The organism is Stenotrophomonas muris (assembly GCF_052751275.1).
On sequence record NZ_CP199879.1, the window covers coordinates 1449084 to 1464094 of the forward strand.

A 15011-nucleotide genomic window follows, 5' to 3' on the forward strand; every position below is an offset into this window, starting at 1 on the left:
CCCGGCGTCTGCCGCTCAATGCGTGGCAGGGGGCGCGCATGCGTCTCCCACGACCTGCTGGACGGCTTCCTGCAACTGGTCGATGTGGAACGGCTTGGCCACGAAGGTTGCGCGGCGGTGGCGCAGCGGCACCAGCTGGTCATAGACCGCAGAGACGAACAGGTAGGGAATGCCGAGTTCCGCCAGTCGATCGGCCACGGGGAACACCACGCCATCGCGGAGCTCCACATCCAGAACCGCGCCATCGAAACGTTGCGTATCCAGCAGCCCCAGCGCATCGAACACGCTGTAGGCGTGGGTCACCCGGCCGCCGCCGTCTTCCAGCGCCTGTTCCATCAGTGCAGCCAGGTCGAGCTGGTCTTCAACCAGCAGCAGGTTGCACCTGCGCTGGTCCATTTCCGATTGCATGCGCGCATGCCTGTGTTGCCTTGGGAACTGCAGTGTGTGCTGTATTGCATCAACGGCGCGCGTGGGCCGTGTCAGCCCAGCGCGAAGCCGCCCCGCGCAGGTGCTCCATGCCGTCGATGCGGCGTGGAAGGCGGTGCGCCTTTTTTGACGGCGCGTTGGCGGCGGCCATGGATACTGCCGCCGTCCCCCAGCACTGGAGCCATGACCATGCCTCGATCCGCCACCGACCCCACCGCCCCCTGCGCATTGCGCGTGGAGTGCATGTCCCTGGATTGCGGCGGCGCTGCGATCGTCGTGGAGCTGGATCGCACCCCCGAACGGGCATGGATGAAGTCGCTCAAGCGCGCCCTGCAGGAGGATGACGTGCTGGAGGGTGCCCAGGCCAAGTTCGATGGCCGCTTTGTCTACGTCGTGGGCGTGGAAGGGGGCGCGCACCGTGCGCAGCACCGGGTGATCCAGGCGTTGAAGGCGTCCGCAGGCGCGCGCGCACCCGCAGCAAGCCCCCGTCGCGACGCCGGCAGCGCTGTAGTGTCCGGCGCGATGCCCGCCTGAGTTCGCGGCAGGCGTTGCCACGCAACAGCGGATGTTATGGCCGCATCAGCGCCAGGTGCAGCGCGCACGCCCGCCGGCTCACGCCGGCCGACGGGGCAGTGATTGCTGCCTCGCCACCATGGTCTCCGGAGGCATGTCGCCCCACTACCGGAGACCGTGATGGCAGACCCGAACACCGTCCGCAGCGAGCGCCTGCTGAAATGGCTGCAGGATGCCTACGCCATGGAGCAGGAGGCGGAGACCATGATGAAGGCCATGGCTTCGCGCATCCAGAACTATCCCCATCTTGCCGCACGCATCGGCCAGCACGTGCTGGAGACGCAGCAGCAGGCCGCCTCCCTGCGCGAGTGCATTGAAGCGCTCGGCGGAAGCGTGCCCACCGCCAAGGGGCTGTTCGCGAGCATGACCGCAGCGATCCACGCCGCCGGCAACACCCTGATGGAGGACGAGGTCGTCAAGAGCATCGGCATCTCCTTTGGCTTCGAGAACACCGAGATCGCCACCTACCGGGCACTGGTGATCGCGGCCGAGCGGGCCGCCGCGCCGGATATCGCGGCCGTGTGCGGCCAGATCCTGCAGGAAGAGATCGCCATGGCGCGCTGGCTGGAAGAGCACCAGGACAGCCTGGTCGGCGCCTTCCTCAACCGTGACGAAACGCCTGGCGCCCAAGCCAAGCGTTGATCCCGATCCCGCCTGCCATACACAGGAGACAGTCCCATGTTCTTCCACCACAGGAAGCTGATGTACACCGTGCGCGTGCGCGAATCCAACCCGCAGCTTGCCAGCCTCATGCTGGAACAGTTTGGCGGCCCCCAAGGCGAACTGGCGGCTGCAATGCGTTACTTCACCCAGGGACTCGGTGAATGCGATCCGGGCCGCAAGGACCTGCTGATGGACATTGCCACCGAAGAGATCAGCCACCTGGAGATCATCGGCACCATCATCGCCATGCTCAACCGCGGCCCGAAGGCCATCCAGTCCGAGGGTCTTGCCGAAGCCGAGGACATGCGGCTGCTGGGCCAGAACAGCACCAGCCATACCGAACAGATCCTGTATGGGGGCGGCCCGGCGCTGGTCAATTCCAGCGGGGTGCCGTGGACGGCGGCCTACGTCGATTCGATCGGGGAGCCCACCGCCGACCTGCGCTCGAACATCGCCGCCGAAGCCCGCGCCAAGCTGGTCTACGAACGACTGATCACGGTGACCGATGATCCAGGCATCAAGGACGCACTGCGCTTCCTGATGACGCGCGAAATCGCCCACCAGAAGTCCTTCGAAAAGGCATTGCACAGCATCCAGCCCAACTTCCCGCCGGGCAAGCAGCCGGGTGACCCCGTCTTTACCGACCTGTACATGGACATGTCGCAGGGCGACGGCGCCGATGACCTGCTGGGCAGCTGGAACAGCGGCGAGCTGTGGGAGCGGGTCAGCGACCGCGAGGCCCAGGCCGCTGTGGACGGCGGTGACGGCAGCGCCACGGTGGGCCTGGACCCACGCGAGCAGGCGGCGGTGCAGGCCATGACCCTGCGAACGCTTTCCGATCCCGAAGCACGGCCGACAACCGGTGCCGAACTGGGCGCCGGGCCGGGCGCCGGTGCGCTCGACCTGCCGCCACGGGAGCCTTGACGCGGGACAGGCCGGGGCGGGCCTCCGCCCCACGTTTCGCGTGAAAAAAAGTGGGCGGACACGCTGTCCGCCCACATGGGGTGCAACCGGTCAGTCTCGATCAACGCTGCTGGCCACCGCGGTTGTTGTTGCCGCCACGTTCCTGCTGTTGCTGACGAGCGCCCTGGTTGCCACCCTGGTTGCCGCCGCCATGGCTGTTCTGGCCGCCTTCGCGGCCGATGTCGGCCATGTGCTGGCGATCCTGGCTCACCGCTTCGCCGCCCTTGCGACCGGCTTCGCGCGCTTCTTCAGAGCTGAATTCATGGGCGTTGCCCGACTCATGCGCGGCGCGGCCGCCCTTGGCGGCGATCTCGCGCTGCTTGTCTTCGTCCATCGAAGCGAAGCCGCGGTTGCTGCTGCCCTGGTTCTGGTTCTGGTTGGCCATGGAAAGTCTCCTTGGAGTGAGCCGCCCGATTGGCGGCAGCGACCATCTTCCAGATCCGCCGCTAGACGGCGGTGGCACCACCGCCAACGTGATGTCATGCGCAGGCACGCGCTTCCTCATGCATTCTCCACGAAAGCAAATCCATCGGCGGAAGACACGGCATGCCGGTCGTGGTGCTCGAGCCGGGTGTCAACGCAGCGCGGCGTTGGCACGTACAGGTTCAACGCCGCCTCCACGCCGGTGTCACCGCGCGTTTGATCCGCACCGCTAAGGTAGAGCCATCTGCAACAACCCGGTGCTGCCATGCCTCTTCGTGCCATTGCATATGTAAGTGAAGCCACCCGAAACCTGACTGAAGAACGGCTGCAGCAGCTTGTCGCGGACGCGATGCTGTTCAACGAGTCGGTTGATGTGACCGGCGTCCTCCTGTTCGACGGCACGCGCTTCCTGCAATATCTCGAAGGTCCGGAGTCCGGTGTCAGCGCGGCGTACACCCGCATCCTGGCGGCCGACAGCCACAACGGTCTGGTCGAACTCAACCGGGGCAGGGTGGGGCGGCGGCAGTTCCCGCACTGGCGCATGCACAGCGTGCGCGTGGATGAGCTGGCGCTGGGAAAGATCGCGATCTCCGACTGGACCGGCTTCGTGCGCAGCGCCTCCGCGCTCGCTCCTGGCACCAGTGCGCTTGATCGACTGCAATCGGTGGCGCAGGCGCCGCCAGGCGCCGGCGATGGCCGGTTGCTGGAGCCGGACGGACCGGTAGCACGATGAGCGCAGCCGACGCCCCGGGCACGCCAGGACGTGTACGGATCGGCTGCGCAGGCTGGTCGCTGTCGCGCGCGGCGCAGGCGGCGTTCGGCGCAGGCGACAGCGTACTGCAGCGCTATGCCACCCGCCTGCCGATGGTCGAGATCAATTCCTCGTTCTACCGCCCCCACCAGGCGGCGACCTACGCCCGGTGGGCGGCGAGCGTGCCCGCGGGTTTCCGCTTCGCGGTGAAACTGCCGCGCGTGATCAGCCATGAACGCCGGCTGCGCGACGCGATGCAGCCGCTGGCGCTGTTCCTTGATGGCGTGATCGCGCTGGGGGACAGGCTGGGGCCGCTGCTGCTCCAGCTGCCGCCCAGCCTGGCGTATGAGCCGGCAACCGTAAAGGCATTCCTGCACGGACTGCGCGCACGCACCTCGGTTGATGTCGCCTGCGAACCGCGCCACCCCAGTTGGTTCACCGCAGACGTCGATACGCTGCTGAGCGACCATGGCATCGCACGGGTCGCGGCTGACCCGGCCCGGGTACCGGCAGCAGCTGTCCCGGGCGGTGTCCGCACGTGGAGCTACTGGCGCTGGCACGGGCAGCCGCAGATCTATCGCAGCCCCTACAGCGAACAGGCGCTGGCGGGGCTGGCCCAGCACCTGCAGCGTGAAGCCGCTGCGCAGCGCCGCGCCTGGTGCGTACTGGACAACACCGCGCTGGGCCACGCGACCGGCAACGCCCTGCACCTGCAGGCACTGCTGCAGGAGAACGCGCATGCCTGAGGGCCCGTCCATTGTCCTGCTGCGCGAAGCCGCCAGCCGCTTCAAGGGTCACGTCGTGCGCGGCGTCTCCGGCAACAGCCACATCGACCTGTCACCGCTGCAGGGACGCAGGGTCAAGGCGGTTCGCAGCTGGGGCAAGCACTTCCTGCTGGAGTTCAGCCACCACACGCTGCGCATCCATCTGATGATGTTCGGCAGCTGGCGCATCGACGAACGGAAGCCAGCTCCTGCACGGGTGTCGCTGGCATTCGACAACGGGGAACTGAATTTCTACGCGTGTTCCGTCCGACTGATCGACCAGCCGTTGGACGACGTCTACGACTGGCGGGCGGACGTGATGAACGACGCCTGGGATCCAAAACTGGCCCGGCGCAAGCTGAAGGCACTGCCGGACACCCTGGTCTGTGATGCGCTTCTGGACCAGACGATCTTCGCGGGCGTCGGCAATATCATCAAGAATGAGGTGCTGTTCCGCATCCGCGTGCATCCGGCCACGCGACTGGGCGACCTGCCACCGCGCAAGCTCACCGCCCTGATCAACCAGGCCCGTGCCTACAGCTTCGACTTCCTGGAATGGAAACGGCGCTTCGAATTGAAGAAGCACTGGCAGGTGCATACGCGAAAGGTGTGCCCGCTCTGCGGTGGCCCCATCAGCAAGCTGTACATGGGTACGACGCGGCGACGCACGTTCTTCTGCTCAAACGATCAGGTGCTCTACCCACCCTGAGGCCGCCTTCCATGGCGGCCGAGGGGCATGCGATTCGACTCAGGCGGCCTGCGCGGCCTTGGCATTGCCGCCGCCCTTGGCCAGCAGGGTCAGCTTCTCATCGGTCGCCTTTTCTTCCTCCAGCGTCTCCAGCAGCAACGGCAGGGCATCCTTGTAGCCCAGCTGCTTGGCCAGCGCGGCGATGGTGCCGTAGGAGGCTATTTCATAATGCTCGACCTTCTGCGCGCCACCGATCAGGGCAGCATCGCGCACCGGCCCCTTGTCGATGCTGTCGATCACCTCCTTGCCTTCCTCGACCAGGCCTTCCATCGCCGCGCACTTGATGCGCTTCAGGCGGATGCCGAGCACCTCGACCACCTGGTCGATGCGTTCGATCTGCCCCTGGGTTTCTTCCAGGTGCGTTTCGAACGCTGCGGCCAGATCCGGATTCTCGGCCGCACGGGCCAGGCGCGGAAGCGCCTTGGTCAGCTGCTTCTCGGCGCTGTAGATGTCCGAGAGCTCGTGGATGAACAGATCTTCCGCCGTCTTGATAGCCATGCTGGGCTCCGCTGTGAATGGAGTGCTCAGAGTAGGTCCCGTCCGGTTGCGATCAGGCGGGGAAGGAGTGAAGGCGGCATGTGAATTCCCACGCGGACCCTGCGCGCTGCCTTCACGAAGCAGCGTCTTTCGCGCATCGGCAGGACGCCGTGCCGGCGGCCTTCGCCATGGCTTCACAGTGGCATCGCTCCGTGCCCATGGAATGGCCGGTACGGTCAGTTCACCCCCGATCACGCTGGAGACTCCCATGAGCGATGACAAGAACAACGCCGGCAGCCCGGACCGGGACCGCATCAACGTCAATGAGGATTACGAACTGCGGTACTGGACCACGACGCTGGGCGTGTCCGCCGACGAACTTCGCGCGGCCGTCGCGGCAGTCGGGCCCACGGCGGTTGCTGTCCGGAAGCACCTGGGCAAATAGCGCGGAGCTGGCCATGTCCCTGGTCGAGTATCGCCGCAAGCGTCGTTTTGACCAGACCAAGGAGCCCGAGCCGGGCAAGGCGCTGCCGAAAGGCCAGCGCGCCATTTTCGTGGTGCAGCTGCATCATGCCAGCCGCAGGCACTATGACTTCCGCCTGCAGGTTGGCGATGCGCTGAAGAGCTGGGCGGTGCCCAAAGGCCCCAGTTACGACCCGAAGGTCAAGCGCATGGCGGTGGAAGTGGAAGACCACCCGGTGGACTACGCGGCGTTCGAGGGTGATATTCCCAAGGGCCAGTACGGCGGCGGCCATGTCGCCCAGTTTGACCACGGTGTATGGGCCACGCAGGGCGATCCGGAAGCCCAGCTCGCCAAGGGCCATCTGCGCTTCGAGCTGTTCGGTACCAAGTTGAAAGGCGGCTGGCATCTGGTCCGGTCGGGAAAGCCCGCGCGCCAGCCACAGTGGCTGCTGTTCAAGGACGACGACGGATTTGCCAGCGATATCGAGGCAGACGATCTGCTGGGGGACGTCGCTGAAGCGCCACCGGAGGATCTGAAGCGTGCCGGCGGTGGCAAGGCCGCGAAGAAGCGGCTGACGGCGGTACCTGCCAGACGCGCCCGGCGAAAGAACTGGGCGAAGAAGGCCCTGGCGCTCAGCAAGGCGAAAAGGGCGGCAGCGCCGTCCGGGCCGTTTGAGCCGCAGTTGGCCAAGCTGGGCGAAGCGCCGCCCCAGGGCGGGCAGTGGGTGCATGAGATCAAATGGGACGGGTACCGCATCCTTGCTACGGTGGTTGAGGGCAACGTGCAGCTGTGGTCACGGAACGCGCTGGAATGGACCGCCAAACTTCCCGAAATACGTGATGCGATCGCGGCCCTGGGCCTGACTTCGGCGGCACTGGACGGCGAGCTGATCGCCGGCGCCGGCACCAAGGAAGACTTCAACCTGCTGCAGGCCACGCTTTCCGGCGAGAAGCAAGGCGTCCTGACGTATGCGCTGTTCGATCTGCTGCATCTTGATGGCGTGGATGTCGCCGATGCGCCCCTGCTGGAGCGCAAGGCCCTGCTGCAATCGGTGCTGGAGGGGCAGGGCAGCCCATTGGCCTTCAGTTCGCATGTACAGGGGGATGGCGACCAGGCCTACCGACTGGCCGGTGAGCGGCACTTCGAAGGCATCATCTCCAAGCGCGCCGATCGCAGCTACCACAGCGGCCGCAGCGAGGACTGGCGCAAGACGAAGCAGCTGGCCAGCGACGAGTTCGCGGTGGTGGGCTACACCGCACCCAAAGGCAGCCGCACCGGCTTTGGTTCGCTGCTGCTGGCCCGGCCAGACGCAACGCATGGCTGGCTCTACGCAGGGCGCGTCGGGTCCGGGTTCTCGGATGAACTGATTGGCGACATCAGCAAGCGCATCAAGGGCGGCGGCAGCCGCAAGCCAACCGCGTACGTGCCCACGCAAGACACCGATCTGCGCGCTGCGACCTGGTTCGAACCGCGTTTCGTGGTGGAGGTCTTCTACCGCGGAATCGGTGGGCAGCAACTGTTGCGCCAGGCGTCGCTGAAGGCGGTGCGGGCGGACAAGGATATCGCCGACCTCGCCGATTCCGATCGCGCCGGAGCGGCCCCGGCCGCTGCGCGGTCGCAAGCGCCCGCGCGGCGTGGGCGCCGGGTGGAAAGGGCGCCGGCAACGGATCGCGCGCCCCCCGTGCTGTCGTCCCCAGGCAAGATCCTGTTTCCCGGCGACGGCTACACCAAGCAGGACGTGTGGGATTACTACGCAGCAGTGATGGAGCACCTCCTGCCCGAGGTGGTGGATCGTCCGCTGTCGATCATCCGCTGCCCCAGTGGCACCGCAAAGCCCTGCTTCTTCCAGAAACACCATACAGCCGGGCTGGCGCTGGTCGATTCGGTAAGGCTGAAGGAGGAAAGCGGCATCAACGCCCATTACCTGGTGGTGCGGGACGCAGCCAGCCTGCTGGAACTGGTGCAGTTCAACGCGTTGGAGTTCCACCCTTGGGGCAGCCACGCCGAGGCGCCCGACAGGGCCGACCGGGTGGTGTTCGATCTGGATCCCGGACCGGATGTGCCCTTTGCCGAAGTCAAGAAAGCGGCAACCAACATCCGGAAACTGCTGGCGCAGCTGGAGCTGGAATCGTTCCTGCGAGTCTCCGGCGGCAAGGGCCTGCACGTGGTCGTGCCGCTCAACCCAGGGTGCGATTGGGACCTGACCAAGCGTTTTGCGAAGGGTTTCGCCGATGCATTGGCACAGTCCGAACCGCAGCGGTTCCTGGCAACCGCCACCAAGAGCCTGCGCAACAAGCGGATCTTCGTCGACTATCTGCGCAATGGGCGCGGTGCAACGGCGGTCGCGTCCTATTCGTTGCGCGCCCGGCCGGGCGCACCGGTGGCACTGCCGATCGCCTGGGGTGATCTGGCGAAACTCAAGCGCGCCGACGCCTTCACGATCAAGGACGTGCCCGCAAAGCTCAGACGTCGCCGCAAGGACCCTTGGGCCGGCATCGCGGAAGTGAAGCAGAATCTCGCCCGATGGGCCCGGGCAGACCCGTAGGCCAGGCCCGTGCTGCGTACCGTCTGTCAGCCCGAACCCAACTGATTCGCAGAATACACAGGGCCGGAACATATCGTCGGCGCGGTTGGCCTATGCTTGCGATACGGAATCTGGGGGGATTCGCTACAGGAGCAGCCAATGCCGATCAGGGCAGTCGCATACATAAGTGAAGCGGGCCCGGCCGTTGCGGGTGATCCTTTGGGCCTGCGCAGCGGGAAGCTGGACGACCTGGTCGATGATGCCTCCCGCTTCAACCGGAATGCCGGCGTTACCGGCGTACTGCTGTTCGATGGCGCCCGTTTCCTGCAGTACATGGAAGGACCCGAAGATGGCTTGAATGTGGCGTACTCGCGGGTACTCGGTGCTACAAGCCACACGGGACTGATCGAACTGCAGCGCGGCAGGGTAGGCAACCGGCGTCTCCCGTTCTGGCCGATGCGCTGGCTGCCGACGCAACCCGAGCAGTTGAAGAGTCTTGCCCGCGCAGACTGGTCAGGGTTCGCCCAGCGGACCGGTGACGATGCGCCAACCGAGACGGCGATGGATGTCCTGGCCAGGTTGGTGGAACCCTATGCCGTCGCGGCGTGATCGATCTGCCTAGCGGTCTCCATACCGCGCCGCCCAGGGGATCTCGCCGCTGCACGAATCGAGGTGCCCGGTGCGCATCACGCAGTACAGGCGGGCATCCGGGTCCGCACTGGCAGCGATGTAGTCCAGCGCCTCGGCGAGCATGCGGATGAACTGCGGCTCGGGATAGAACGCCGCCCAGGTGGGCAGCATTTCCTCCAGTTGCGCGATCATCAGGTCGATTTCCAGGTGCGTGCTCACTGCCTGGCCCTCCATGCAGCCAAGTTAGCAACCACGCTGCAAGCAGAGGGTCGCGGTTCGCACAGGCGACGCAGGCATCGTGTCCATGCGGCACTCACCCCGTCTTGATCCTCACCGCGGCACTGCCACGCACGTGAGGATTTCCTGCACGGGCACGCCACCGTCGTTTCACCCGGCAGGGCGTATCAGGGAAGGCTCTCCGATGAACCTGCAAGGATCCTTTTCATGGCCGACCCGTCCCCGCGCGCCAGCTTATGGTCAGCTGACTCCGATCCGCACGGCTTCCGCCCTCTCGCCGGGGCCACGCGCGCGGACGTGCTCGTGGTCGGTGCAGGCATGACCGGCCTGTTGACCGCCGCCCGCTTGGCCGACAGCGGCCTGGATGTGGTGGTGGTGGATGCCGGCCCCATCGGCGGGCGCAACACGGTGATGTCAACCGGCAATCTTTACGCTCCCGTGTCCCGGATGGCAGACCTGATCGCGCGTTGGGGCGGTGACACGGCACGTCGTGTCGTGCAGTGGCGGCAACACGCGCTGCGTTCCATCGAAACACTGGTCCACCGCTACGATCTGCACTGTGGCTTCGAGCGCGTGGCCATGCAGTACGGCGTGCAGGAGCGTTCGCGCGAGGCCACGGCGCAGTTCGAACGCGAGCTGCAGGCCTACCAACGCGTTGGCCTGCATTGCGAGCACCGCCAATCCGGGCTGCCGTTCACCTTGGCCCACGCTTTCCGCGTTCCCGACCAGGCGCAGTTGCATCCGGCGGCGTTCTGCAGGGAACTGGCCCGTCATCTGGTGGGCCGCGTGCGCATCCACGACTGGACCCGGATCACCCGCATCGAGGCTTCAGCCGGAGTGGCGACGGCCCCTGGTGCCCGCATCCATGCCAGGCACTTTGTGCTGGCCACCCACTCGCCAGCAGGATTCAACCTGGTGCAGGCCGAGATGGAGGTGTACCGCGAATACGGCGTAGCGGTACCGGTGGCCAATCCGCCAGAGGCAGGCATTCACTGGATCGCCGACCGGCACCGCTCGCTGCGCGGGGTGCATGGCGCTGATGGCCGCGACTGGCTGGTGCTGGTCGGTGAGACACATCGCACTGGCGAAACCCCGGCGATGGATCCGGCCCAGCATCTGGTCGCCGACGCGCGTCGCAACTTCAGCGTGCAGGGCGAGCCGCTGTGCTGGTCCGCGCAGCAGTTCCGGGCCGCGGATCAGCTGCCCTACATCGGCAGCAGCGCGCACGACAATGTATGGGTCGCTACCGGCTATGGGCCGGACGGATTGACCTGGGCGGGCGTGGCCGCGCGCGCGATCACGGAGGGAATCACGGGAACGACCAGCGAGATCGAGCAGCTGCTCAGCCCCATGCGCTTTACTCCGCTGCGCTCGGCTGCAGGCTGGGCCCGCACCAACGCCACGGTTGCGCGGCACATGGTGGGCGATCGCCTTGGAACCGCGTCGTCGCGCGCTCCCAGCGAGCTGGGCCGCGGGTGCGGTGCGCTGCTGGACGTGGGCGGAGAGCGCACCGCGATCTACCGCGATGATGATGGCCAGCTGCACGCAATGTCGGCGCTGTGCCCGCACCTCAAGTGCGTCGTCCAATGGAATGGCCATGAACGCACATGGGACTGCCCGTGCCACGGCAGCCGCTTTTCCGCCACCGGGGCCCTGCTGGAGGGCCCCGCCAGGCAGGGCCTCACACCGGCGGCGCTGTAGGCCGCCGCCGCAAAGGTGACCTCAGGCTTCGGCGGTTGCATCCGCTTCGCAGGGCATGCAGCGCTCCTTCTTGGACTTGATGTCTGCAGCGGTCTTCGCCAGTGCCTCGTAGCGCTGGCGTATCTCTTCAAGATGGGCCGGCTCCATCGATTCCAAGTTCAGCAGCTCCTGGTTGGCGTCCTTGCTGACCCGGATCAGCTCGTCCAGCTTGATGTGCAGCGCAGCGGTGTCAGCGTTCTGGGTATGCTGGATCAGGAATACCATCAGGAACGTCACGATGGTGGTGCCGGTGTTCACCACCAGCTGCCAGGTGTCATTGAAGTGGAAGGCCGGCCCGCTGGCGGCCCAGGCGATGATCACCCCCAGTGCCGCGACGAACGCCCCAAGACTGCCGGACAACCGCGCCGTGGCCGCCGCGACGCGTGCAAAGCCGCGCCGGATCACTGCTCACCTCCGCCGGCCTCCTCATCCGTTTCGCGGTCTGGCAGTTTGACCCGCTCACCCAGGCGCGCGGCCTGCTCGTCGGGCGTCGGGGCTGCGACGAAGGGCGAGATCGGGTCACTGGCCGGGAACGTCTCCTGCAACGCCTCTTCATGATTGCGATGGTTATGCAGCTTGGCCTGAAGCGGGCTGACCGGATCGGTGCGCTGTGCTTCCGGGTCCGGGTGGGGCAGGTCTTTCTGATCGCGTTGCATGGTGAATCTCCAGGTTGGGTCCCACTGCCGTAGTGGCGGGCCCAGCATAGGAGCCGCACTGTGAGCGGCTGCATCAAGGGTGCGGCAACGTGGCGTCAAGCCTTCAGCCAATGCAGGTTAACAATCAGCCGCGTGGCGCGGTTGGCGTCGGCCACCTGGTGTTCCGACGCTGCACGCAATCACACATCCCCTCACTCCATTCACCCTGCAACAGCGACAATAACCGCCCGTGTGCGCATGCACGTATTCCACTGATTGGCAGCAGGATCGCGAAGATGTCCAACACCCCCTTTGGCGAGTCGTCATGCGCAGCCGCGGCCAGCGGCTGCATCGAGGTCCGCGGCGCACGCGAGCACAACCTGAAGAACGTCGACGTCTCCATTCCACGCAATGCGCTGGTGGTGTTCTCCGGGGTATCGGGTTCGGGCAAATCCTCGCTGGCGTTCGGCACGGTCTTCGCCGAGGCCCAGCGGCGCTACTTTGAATCCGTCGCACCGTATGCGCGCCGCCTGATCGACCAGGCGGGCGTGCCCGACGTGGATGCCATCGACGGCCTGCCGCCGGCGGTGGCCCTGCAGCAGCAGCGCGGTGCCAGCAACGCACGTTCATCGGTGGGCAGCGTGACCACGCTGTCCAGCCTGGTACGCATGATGTATTCGCGTGCAGGCGCGTACCCGGCCCACCAGCCCATGCTGTACGCCGAGGACTTCTCGCCCAATACGCCGCAGGGGGCCTGCAGCACCTGCCATGGGTTGGGCCACGTCTACGAAGTGACCGAAGCGCTGATGGTGCCGGACCCGTCGCTGAGCATCCGCGAGCGCGCCATCGCCTCCTGGCCGCCGGCCTGGCATGGCCAGAACCTGCGCGACATCCTGGTCACGCTGGGCTACGACATCGACGTGCCGTGGAAGAAGCTGCCGAAGAAGGACCGGGAGTGGATCCTGTTCACCGAGGACACGCCGACCGTGCCCGTCTATGCAGGCTTCACGCCTGCCGAGACGCGTGCCGCACTCAAGCGCAAGCTGGAGCCCAGTTACATGGGCACCTACACCGGCGCCCGCCGCTACGTGCTGCACACCTTCGCCAACACCCAGAGCGCGCTGATGCGCAAGCGTGTCTCGCGCTACATGGAAGGCAAGCTGTGCCCCGCCTGCCAGGGCAAGCGACTGAAGCCCGAAGCGCTTTCGGTCACCTTTGCCGGTGTGGACATCGGCGAGTTCATGCGGCTGCCGCTGGATCAACTGGCCGGGCTGCTCGAGCCCATCGCGCAGGGTGACTTCAGTGCACACAGCCACGGCGCACGCACCCGCAGGAGTGCGACGCCCCGCGATCGCGCCAAGCGGGCAGCCACTGGCCGTGCGACCCACGAAGGCGCGCCCGATGTGCGGCTGACCTCGGCCCTGTCGGAGGAAAAACGCCTGGCCGCGCAGCGACTGGCGGGTGGGGTCATGGCGCGGGTACGGCAGCTGCGCGAGCTGGGCCTGGGGTATCTCTCGCTGGATCGCGCCACGCCCACGCTGTCGGCCGGCGAACTGCAGCGCCTGCGGCTGGCCACACAGCTCAGCTCGTTGCTGTTTGGTGTGCTGTACGTGCTCGATGAGCCCTCGGCCGGCCTGCATCCGGCCGACAGCCAGGCGCTGTACGACGCGCTGGACCGGCTGCGCGATGGCGGCAACTCGGTGTTCGTCGTTGAACACGATCTGGAGCTGATGCGACGTGCACAGTGGCTGGTGGACGTGGGACCGCAAGCGGGCGAGCACGGCGGGCGCGTTCTCTACAGTGGCGAGCCCGACGGCCTGCGCCGCATCGAGGACTCGCGCACCGCGCGGTACCTGTTCGACCAGGTGCCTGCGCCTGCCAGCCGGCAACGCAGCGCCGACCGCTGGCTGGAGCTGAAGGGCATCCACCGCCACAACCTGCAGGGCGTGGACGCGCAGCTGCCGCTGGGAGTGCTGACCGCAGTGACCGGCATTTCCGGATCGGGCAAGTCCAGCCTGATGGCGCAGGCGCTGCCCGAGCTGATGCTGCTGCACCTGGGGCACGAGCCCGTGGACGACAGCGCCGACAGTACGCCCGAGGACGGGCCAACCGTGATCGAAGCGACGCGGGGCCAGCTTGCCGGAGCCGTGGATGCCATCCAGCGCGTGGTGCAGGTGGACCAGAAACCGATCGGCCGCACGCCACGCTCCAACCTGGCCACCTATACCGGCCTGTTCGATCACGTCCGCAAGCTGTTCGCCGCGACCCCCGACGCGCGACGCCGCCGCTTCGATGCAGGTCGCTTCTCGTTCAACGTAGCCAAGGGCCGGTGCGAGACCTGCGAAGGCGAGGGTTTCGTAAGCGTCGAACTGCTGTTCATGCCCAGTGTCTATGCGCCATGCCCCGCCTGCCATGGCGCCCGCTACAACGAGGCCACGCTGAAGGTGTTGTGGAACGGCCGCAACATTGCCGAAGTCCTGCAGATGACGGTCGACCAGGCACAGGCATTTTTCGCCGGTGAGGAAGCCATCGCGCGGCCGCTGCAGCTGCTGCAGGAGATCGGCCTGGGCTATCTCAGGCTCGGCCAGCCGGCCACGGAGCTTTCAGGGGGCGAGGCGCAACGCATCAAGCTGGCGACCGAGCTGCAGCGCAGCCAACGCGGCCGCACGCTCTATGTACTGGACGAACCCACCACCGGCCTGCATGCGTTGGACGCAGACAGGCTGCTGGTGCAGTTGCAGCGGCTGGTGGACGCGGGAAACACCGTGGTGATGATCGAGCACGACATGCGGTCTGTCGCACAGGCCGACTGGGTGATTGACGTCGGCCCGGGCGCAGGCGGCGCAGGTGGAACCATCGTGGCGAAGGGTACGCCACGCCAGGTGGCCCGCGCCAAGGACAGCAGGACGGCGCCGTTCCTTGCCAGGGAACTGGCGCTGTAGCGACGTCATCCCCGGCTATCGCACTCCACCACGCCGGGCAGCTGCAAGCCGT

Annotated in this window: 17 protein-coding genes; 11 read left to right on the plus strand and 6 right to left on the minus strand. The window is 66.5% G+C overall.

Going from position 1 to position 15011, the window contains the following annotated elements; all coding sequences use genetic code 11:
• Positions 1 to 15: 15 nt before the first annotated feature.
• Positions 16 to 408: a response regulator gene (locus ACUVWL_RS06545; protein WP_014647178.1), complete on the minus strand. Its 393-nt coding sequence runs from the start codon at positions 406 to 408 to the stop codon at positions 16 to 18.
• Positions 409 to 615: 207 nt separating this feature from the next.
• Here ACUVWL_RS06545 and ACUVWL_RS06550 point away from each other — a divergent pair, with 207 nt between their 5' ends.
• The 3 genes from ACUVWL_RS06550 to ACUVWL_RS06560 all read left to right on the plus strand — a co-directional run bounded on the left by ACUVWL_RS06550 (position 616) and on the right by ACUVWL_RS06560 (position 2586).
• A complete protein-coding gene (locus ACUVWL_RS06550; RefSeq protein WP_100450505.1) occupies positions 616 to 960 on the plus strand; it encodes a hypothetical protein in 345 nt (114 codons plus the stop codon).
• A gap of 159 nt (positions 961 to 1119) precedes the next feature.
• Entirely contained in the window at positions 1120 to 1641 is a 522-nt protein-coding gene (locus ACUVWL_RS06555) for a ferritin-like domain-containing protein (protein ID WP_053494316.1), read from the plus strand.
• 36 nt (positions 1642 to 1677) lie between these two features.
• Positions 1678 to 2586, plus strand: a complete 909-nt coding sequence (locus ACUVWL_RS06560; protein ID WP_445978949.1) for a manganese catalase family protein — start codon at positions 1678 to 1680, stop codon at positions 2584 to 2586.
• Positions 2587 to 2686: 100 nt separating this feature from the next.
• On the opposite strand, the gene ACUVWL_RS06565 is transcribed toward ACUVWL_RS06560, so the two are convergent.
• Positions 2687 to 3010 carry a KGG domain-containing protein gene (locus ACUVWL_RS06565; protein WP_014647174.1) on the minus strand — a complete coding sequence of 108 codons (324 nt, stop codon included), beginning with the start codon at positions 3008 to 3010 and terminating at the stop codon, positions 2687 to 2689.
• Positions 3011 to 3313: 303 nt separating this feature from the next.
• Between ACUVWL_RS06565 and ACUVWL_RS06570 the strand changes: the two genes are divergently transcribed.
• The 3 genes from ACUVWL_RS06570 to ACUVWL_RS06580 are packed head-to-tail and all read left to right on the plus strand — an operon-like array spanning position 3314 to position 5272.
• Complete coding sequence (locus tag ACUVWL_RS06570) at positions 3314 to 3781, plus strand: BLUF domain-containing protein (protein ID WP_445978950.1); 468 nt, start codon at positions 3314 to 3316, stop codon at positions 3779 to 3781.
• Positions 3778 to 4545, plus strand: a complete 768-nt coding sequence (locus tag ACUVWL_RS06575; RefSeq protein WP_445978951.1) for a DUF72 domain-containing protein — start codon at positions 3778 to 3780, stop codon at positions 4543 to 4545. The genes ACUVWL_RS06570 and ACUVWL_RS06575 overlap by 4 nt, the downstream gene beginning before the upstream one ends.
• On the plus strand, positions 4538 to 5272 hold the full coding sequence (locus tag ACUVWL_RS06580; protein WP_445978952.1) for a DNA-formamidopyrimidine glycosylase family protein: 735 nt from the start codon (positions 4538 to 4540) through the stop codon (positions 5270 to 5272). Before ACUVWL_RS06575 ends, ACUVWL_RS06580 begins: the two co-directional genes overlap by 8 nt.
• A 39-nt stretch (positions 5273 to 5311) precedes the next feature.
• Here ACUVWL_RS06580 and ACUVWL_RS06585 read toward each other — a convergent pair whose 3' ends face one another.
• The gene (locus ACUVWL_RS06585) at positions 5312 to 5809 is read right to left on the minus strand and encodes a YciE/YciF ferroxidase family protein (RefSeq protein ID WP_005416567.1); all 498 of its coding nucleotides are present in this window, start codon (positions 5807 to 5809) and stop codon (positions 5312 to 5314) included.
• A 247-nt stretch (positions 5810 to 6056) separates the two neighbouring features.
• Here ACUVWL_RS06585 and ACUVWL_RS06590 point away from each other — a divergent pair, with 247 nt between their 5' ends.
• The 3 genes from ACUVWL_RS06590 to ACUVWL_RS06600 all read left to right on the plus strand — a co-directional run bounded on the left by ACUVWL_RS06590 (position 6057) and on the right by ACUVWL_RS06600 (position 9384).
• On the plus strand, positions 6057 to 6233 hold the full coding sequence (locus ACUVWL_RS06590) for a DUF3606 domain-containing protein (protein WP_014647169.1): 177 nt from the start codon (positions 6057 to 6059) through the stop codon (positions 6231 to 6233).
• 13 nt (positions 6234 to 6246) lie between these two features.
• Complete coding sequence (ligD, locus tag ACUVWL_RS06595; RefSeq protein ID WP_445978953.1) at positions 6247 to 8796, plus strand: DNA ligase D; 2550 nt, start codon at positions 6247 to 6249, stop codon at positions 8794 to 8796.
• A gap of 138 nt (positions 8797 to 8934) precedes the next feature.
• Positions 8935 to 9384: a BLUF domain-containing protein gene (locus ACUVWL_RS06600; protein ID WP_126412216.1), complete on the plus strand. Its 450-nt coding sequence runs from the start codon at positions 8935 to 8937 to the stop codon at positions 9382 to 9384.
• A gap of 9 nt (positions 9385 to 9393) precedes the next feature.
• On the opposite strand, the gene ACUVWL_RS06605 is transcribed toward ACUVWL_RS06600, so the two are convergent.
• On the minus strand, positions 9394 to 9624 hold the full coding sequence (locus tag ACUVWL_RS06605; RefSeq protein ID WP_126412214.1) for a hypothetical protein: 231 nt from the start codon (positions 9622 to 9624) through the stop codon (positions 9394 to 9396).
• A 225-nt stretch (positions 9625 to 9849) separates the two neighbouring features.
• On the opposite strand from ACUVWL_RS06605, the gene ACUVWL_RS06610 reads away from it, so the two are divergent.
• Entirely contained in the window at positions 9850 to 11343 is a 1494-nt protein-coding gene (locus tag ACUVWL_RS06610; protein WP_445978954.1) for an FAD-dependent oxidoreductase, read from the plus strand.
• 21 nt (positions 11344 to 11364) lie between these two features.
• On the opposite strand, the gene ACUVWL_RS06615 is transcribed toward ACUVWL_RS06610, so the two are convergent.
• Both ACUVWL_RS06615 and ACUVWL_RS06620 read right to left on the minus strand, forming a co-directional pair.
• Positions 11365 to 11787 (minus strand): low affinity iron permease family protein, encoded by a 423-nt coding sequence (locus ACUVWL_RS06615; RefSeq protein ID WP_014647164.1) that lies wholly within the window; start codon positions 11785 to 11787, stop codon positions 11365 to 11367.
• The gene (locus tag ACUVWL_RS06620; RefSeq protein WP_014647163.1) at positions 11784 to 12038 is read right to left on the minus strand and encodes a hypothetical protein; all 255 of its coding nucleotides are present in this window, start codon (positions 12036 to 12038) and stop codon (positions 11784 to 11786) included. Before ACUVWL_RS06620 ends, ACUVWL_RS06615 begins: the two co-directional genes overlap by 4 nt.
• Positions 12039 to 12313: 275 nt before the next feature.
• Between ACUVWL_RS06620 and ACUVWL_RS06625 the strand changes: the two genes are divergently transcribed.
• Positions 12314 to 14959: an excinuclease ABC subunit A gene (locus tag ACUVWL_RS06625; RefSeq protein WP_445391658.1), complete on the plus strand. Its 2646-nt coding sequence runs from the start codon at positions 12314 to 12316 to the stop codon at positions 14957 to 14959.
• The last annotated feature ends 52 nt before the right edge of the window (positions 14960 to 15011 follow it).

Excerpts from the sequence above, each read along its gene's own strand:
- ACUVWL_RS06545 (WP_014647178.1), bottom strand. The coding sequence starts at position 408 with ATGCAATCGGAAATGGACCAGCGCAGGTGCAACCTGCTGCTGGTTGAA.
- ACUVWL_RS06550 (WP_100450505.1), top strand. The coding sequence starts at position 616 with ATGCCTCGATCCGCCACCGACCCCACCGCCCCCTGCGCATTGCGCGTG.
- ACUVWL_RS06555 (WP_053494316.1), top strand. The coding sequence starts at position 1,120 with ATGGCAGACCCGAACACCGTCCGCAGCGAGCGCCTGCTGAAATGGCTG.
- ACUVWL_RS06560 (WP_445978949.1), top strand. The coding sequence starts at position 1,678 with ATGTTCTTCCACCACAGGAAGCTGATGTACACCGTGCGCGTGCGCGAA.
- ACUVWL_RS06565 (WP_014647174.1), bottom strand. The coding sequence starts at position 3,010 with ATGGCCAACCAGAACCAGAACCAGGGCAGCAGCAACCGCGGCTTCGCT.
- ACUVWL_RS06570 (WP_445978950.1), top strand. The coding sequence starts at position 3,314 with ATGCCTCTTCGTGCCATTGCATATGTAAGTGAAGCCACCCGAAACCTG.
- ACUVWL_RS06575 (WP_445978951.1), top strand. The coding sequence starts at position 3,778 with ATGAGCGCAGCCGACGCCCCGGGCACGCCAGGACGTGTACGGATCGGC.
- ACUVWL_RS06580 (WP_445978952.1), top strand. The coding sequence starts at position 4,538 with ATGCCTGAGGGCCCGTCCATTGTCCTGCTGCGCGAAGCCGCCAGCCGC.
- ACUVWL_RS06585 (WP_005416567.1), bottom strand. The coding sequence starts at position 5,809 with ATGGCTATCAAGACGGCGGAAGATCTGTTCATCCACGAGCTCTCGGAC.
- ACUVWL_RS06590 (WP_014647169.1), top strand. The coding sequence starts at position 6,057 with ATGAGCGATGACAAGAACAACGCCGGCAGCCCGGACCGGGACCGCATC.
- ligD (WP_445978953.1), top strand. The coding sequence starts at position 6,247 with ATGTCCCTGGTCGAGTATCGCCGCAAGCGTCGTTTTGACCAGACCAAG.
- ACUVWL_RS06600 (WP_126412216.1), top strand. The coding sequence starts at position 8,935 with ATGCCGATCAGGGCAGTCGCATACATAAGTGAAGCGGGCCCGGCCGTT.
- ACUVWL_RS06610 (WP_445978954.1), top strand. The coding sequence starts at position 9,850 with ATGGCCGACCCGTCCCCGCGCGCCAGCTTATGGTCAGCTGACTCCGAT.
- ACUVWL_RS06620 (WP_014647163.1), bottom strand. The coding sequence starts at position 12,038 with ATGCAACGCGATCAGAAAGACCTGCCCCACCCGGACCCGGAAGCACAG.
- ACUVWL_RS06625 (WP_445391658.1), top strand. The coding sequence starts at position 12,314 with ATGTCCAACACCCCCTTTGGCGAGTCGTCATGCGCAGCCGCGGCCAGC.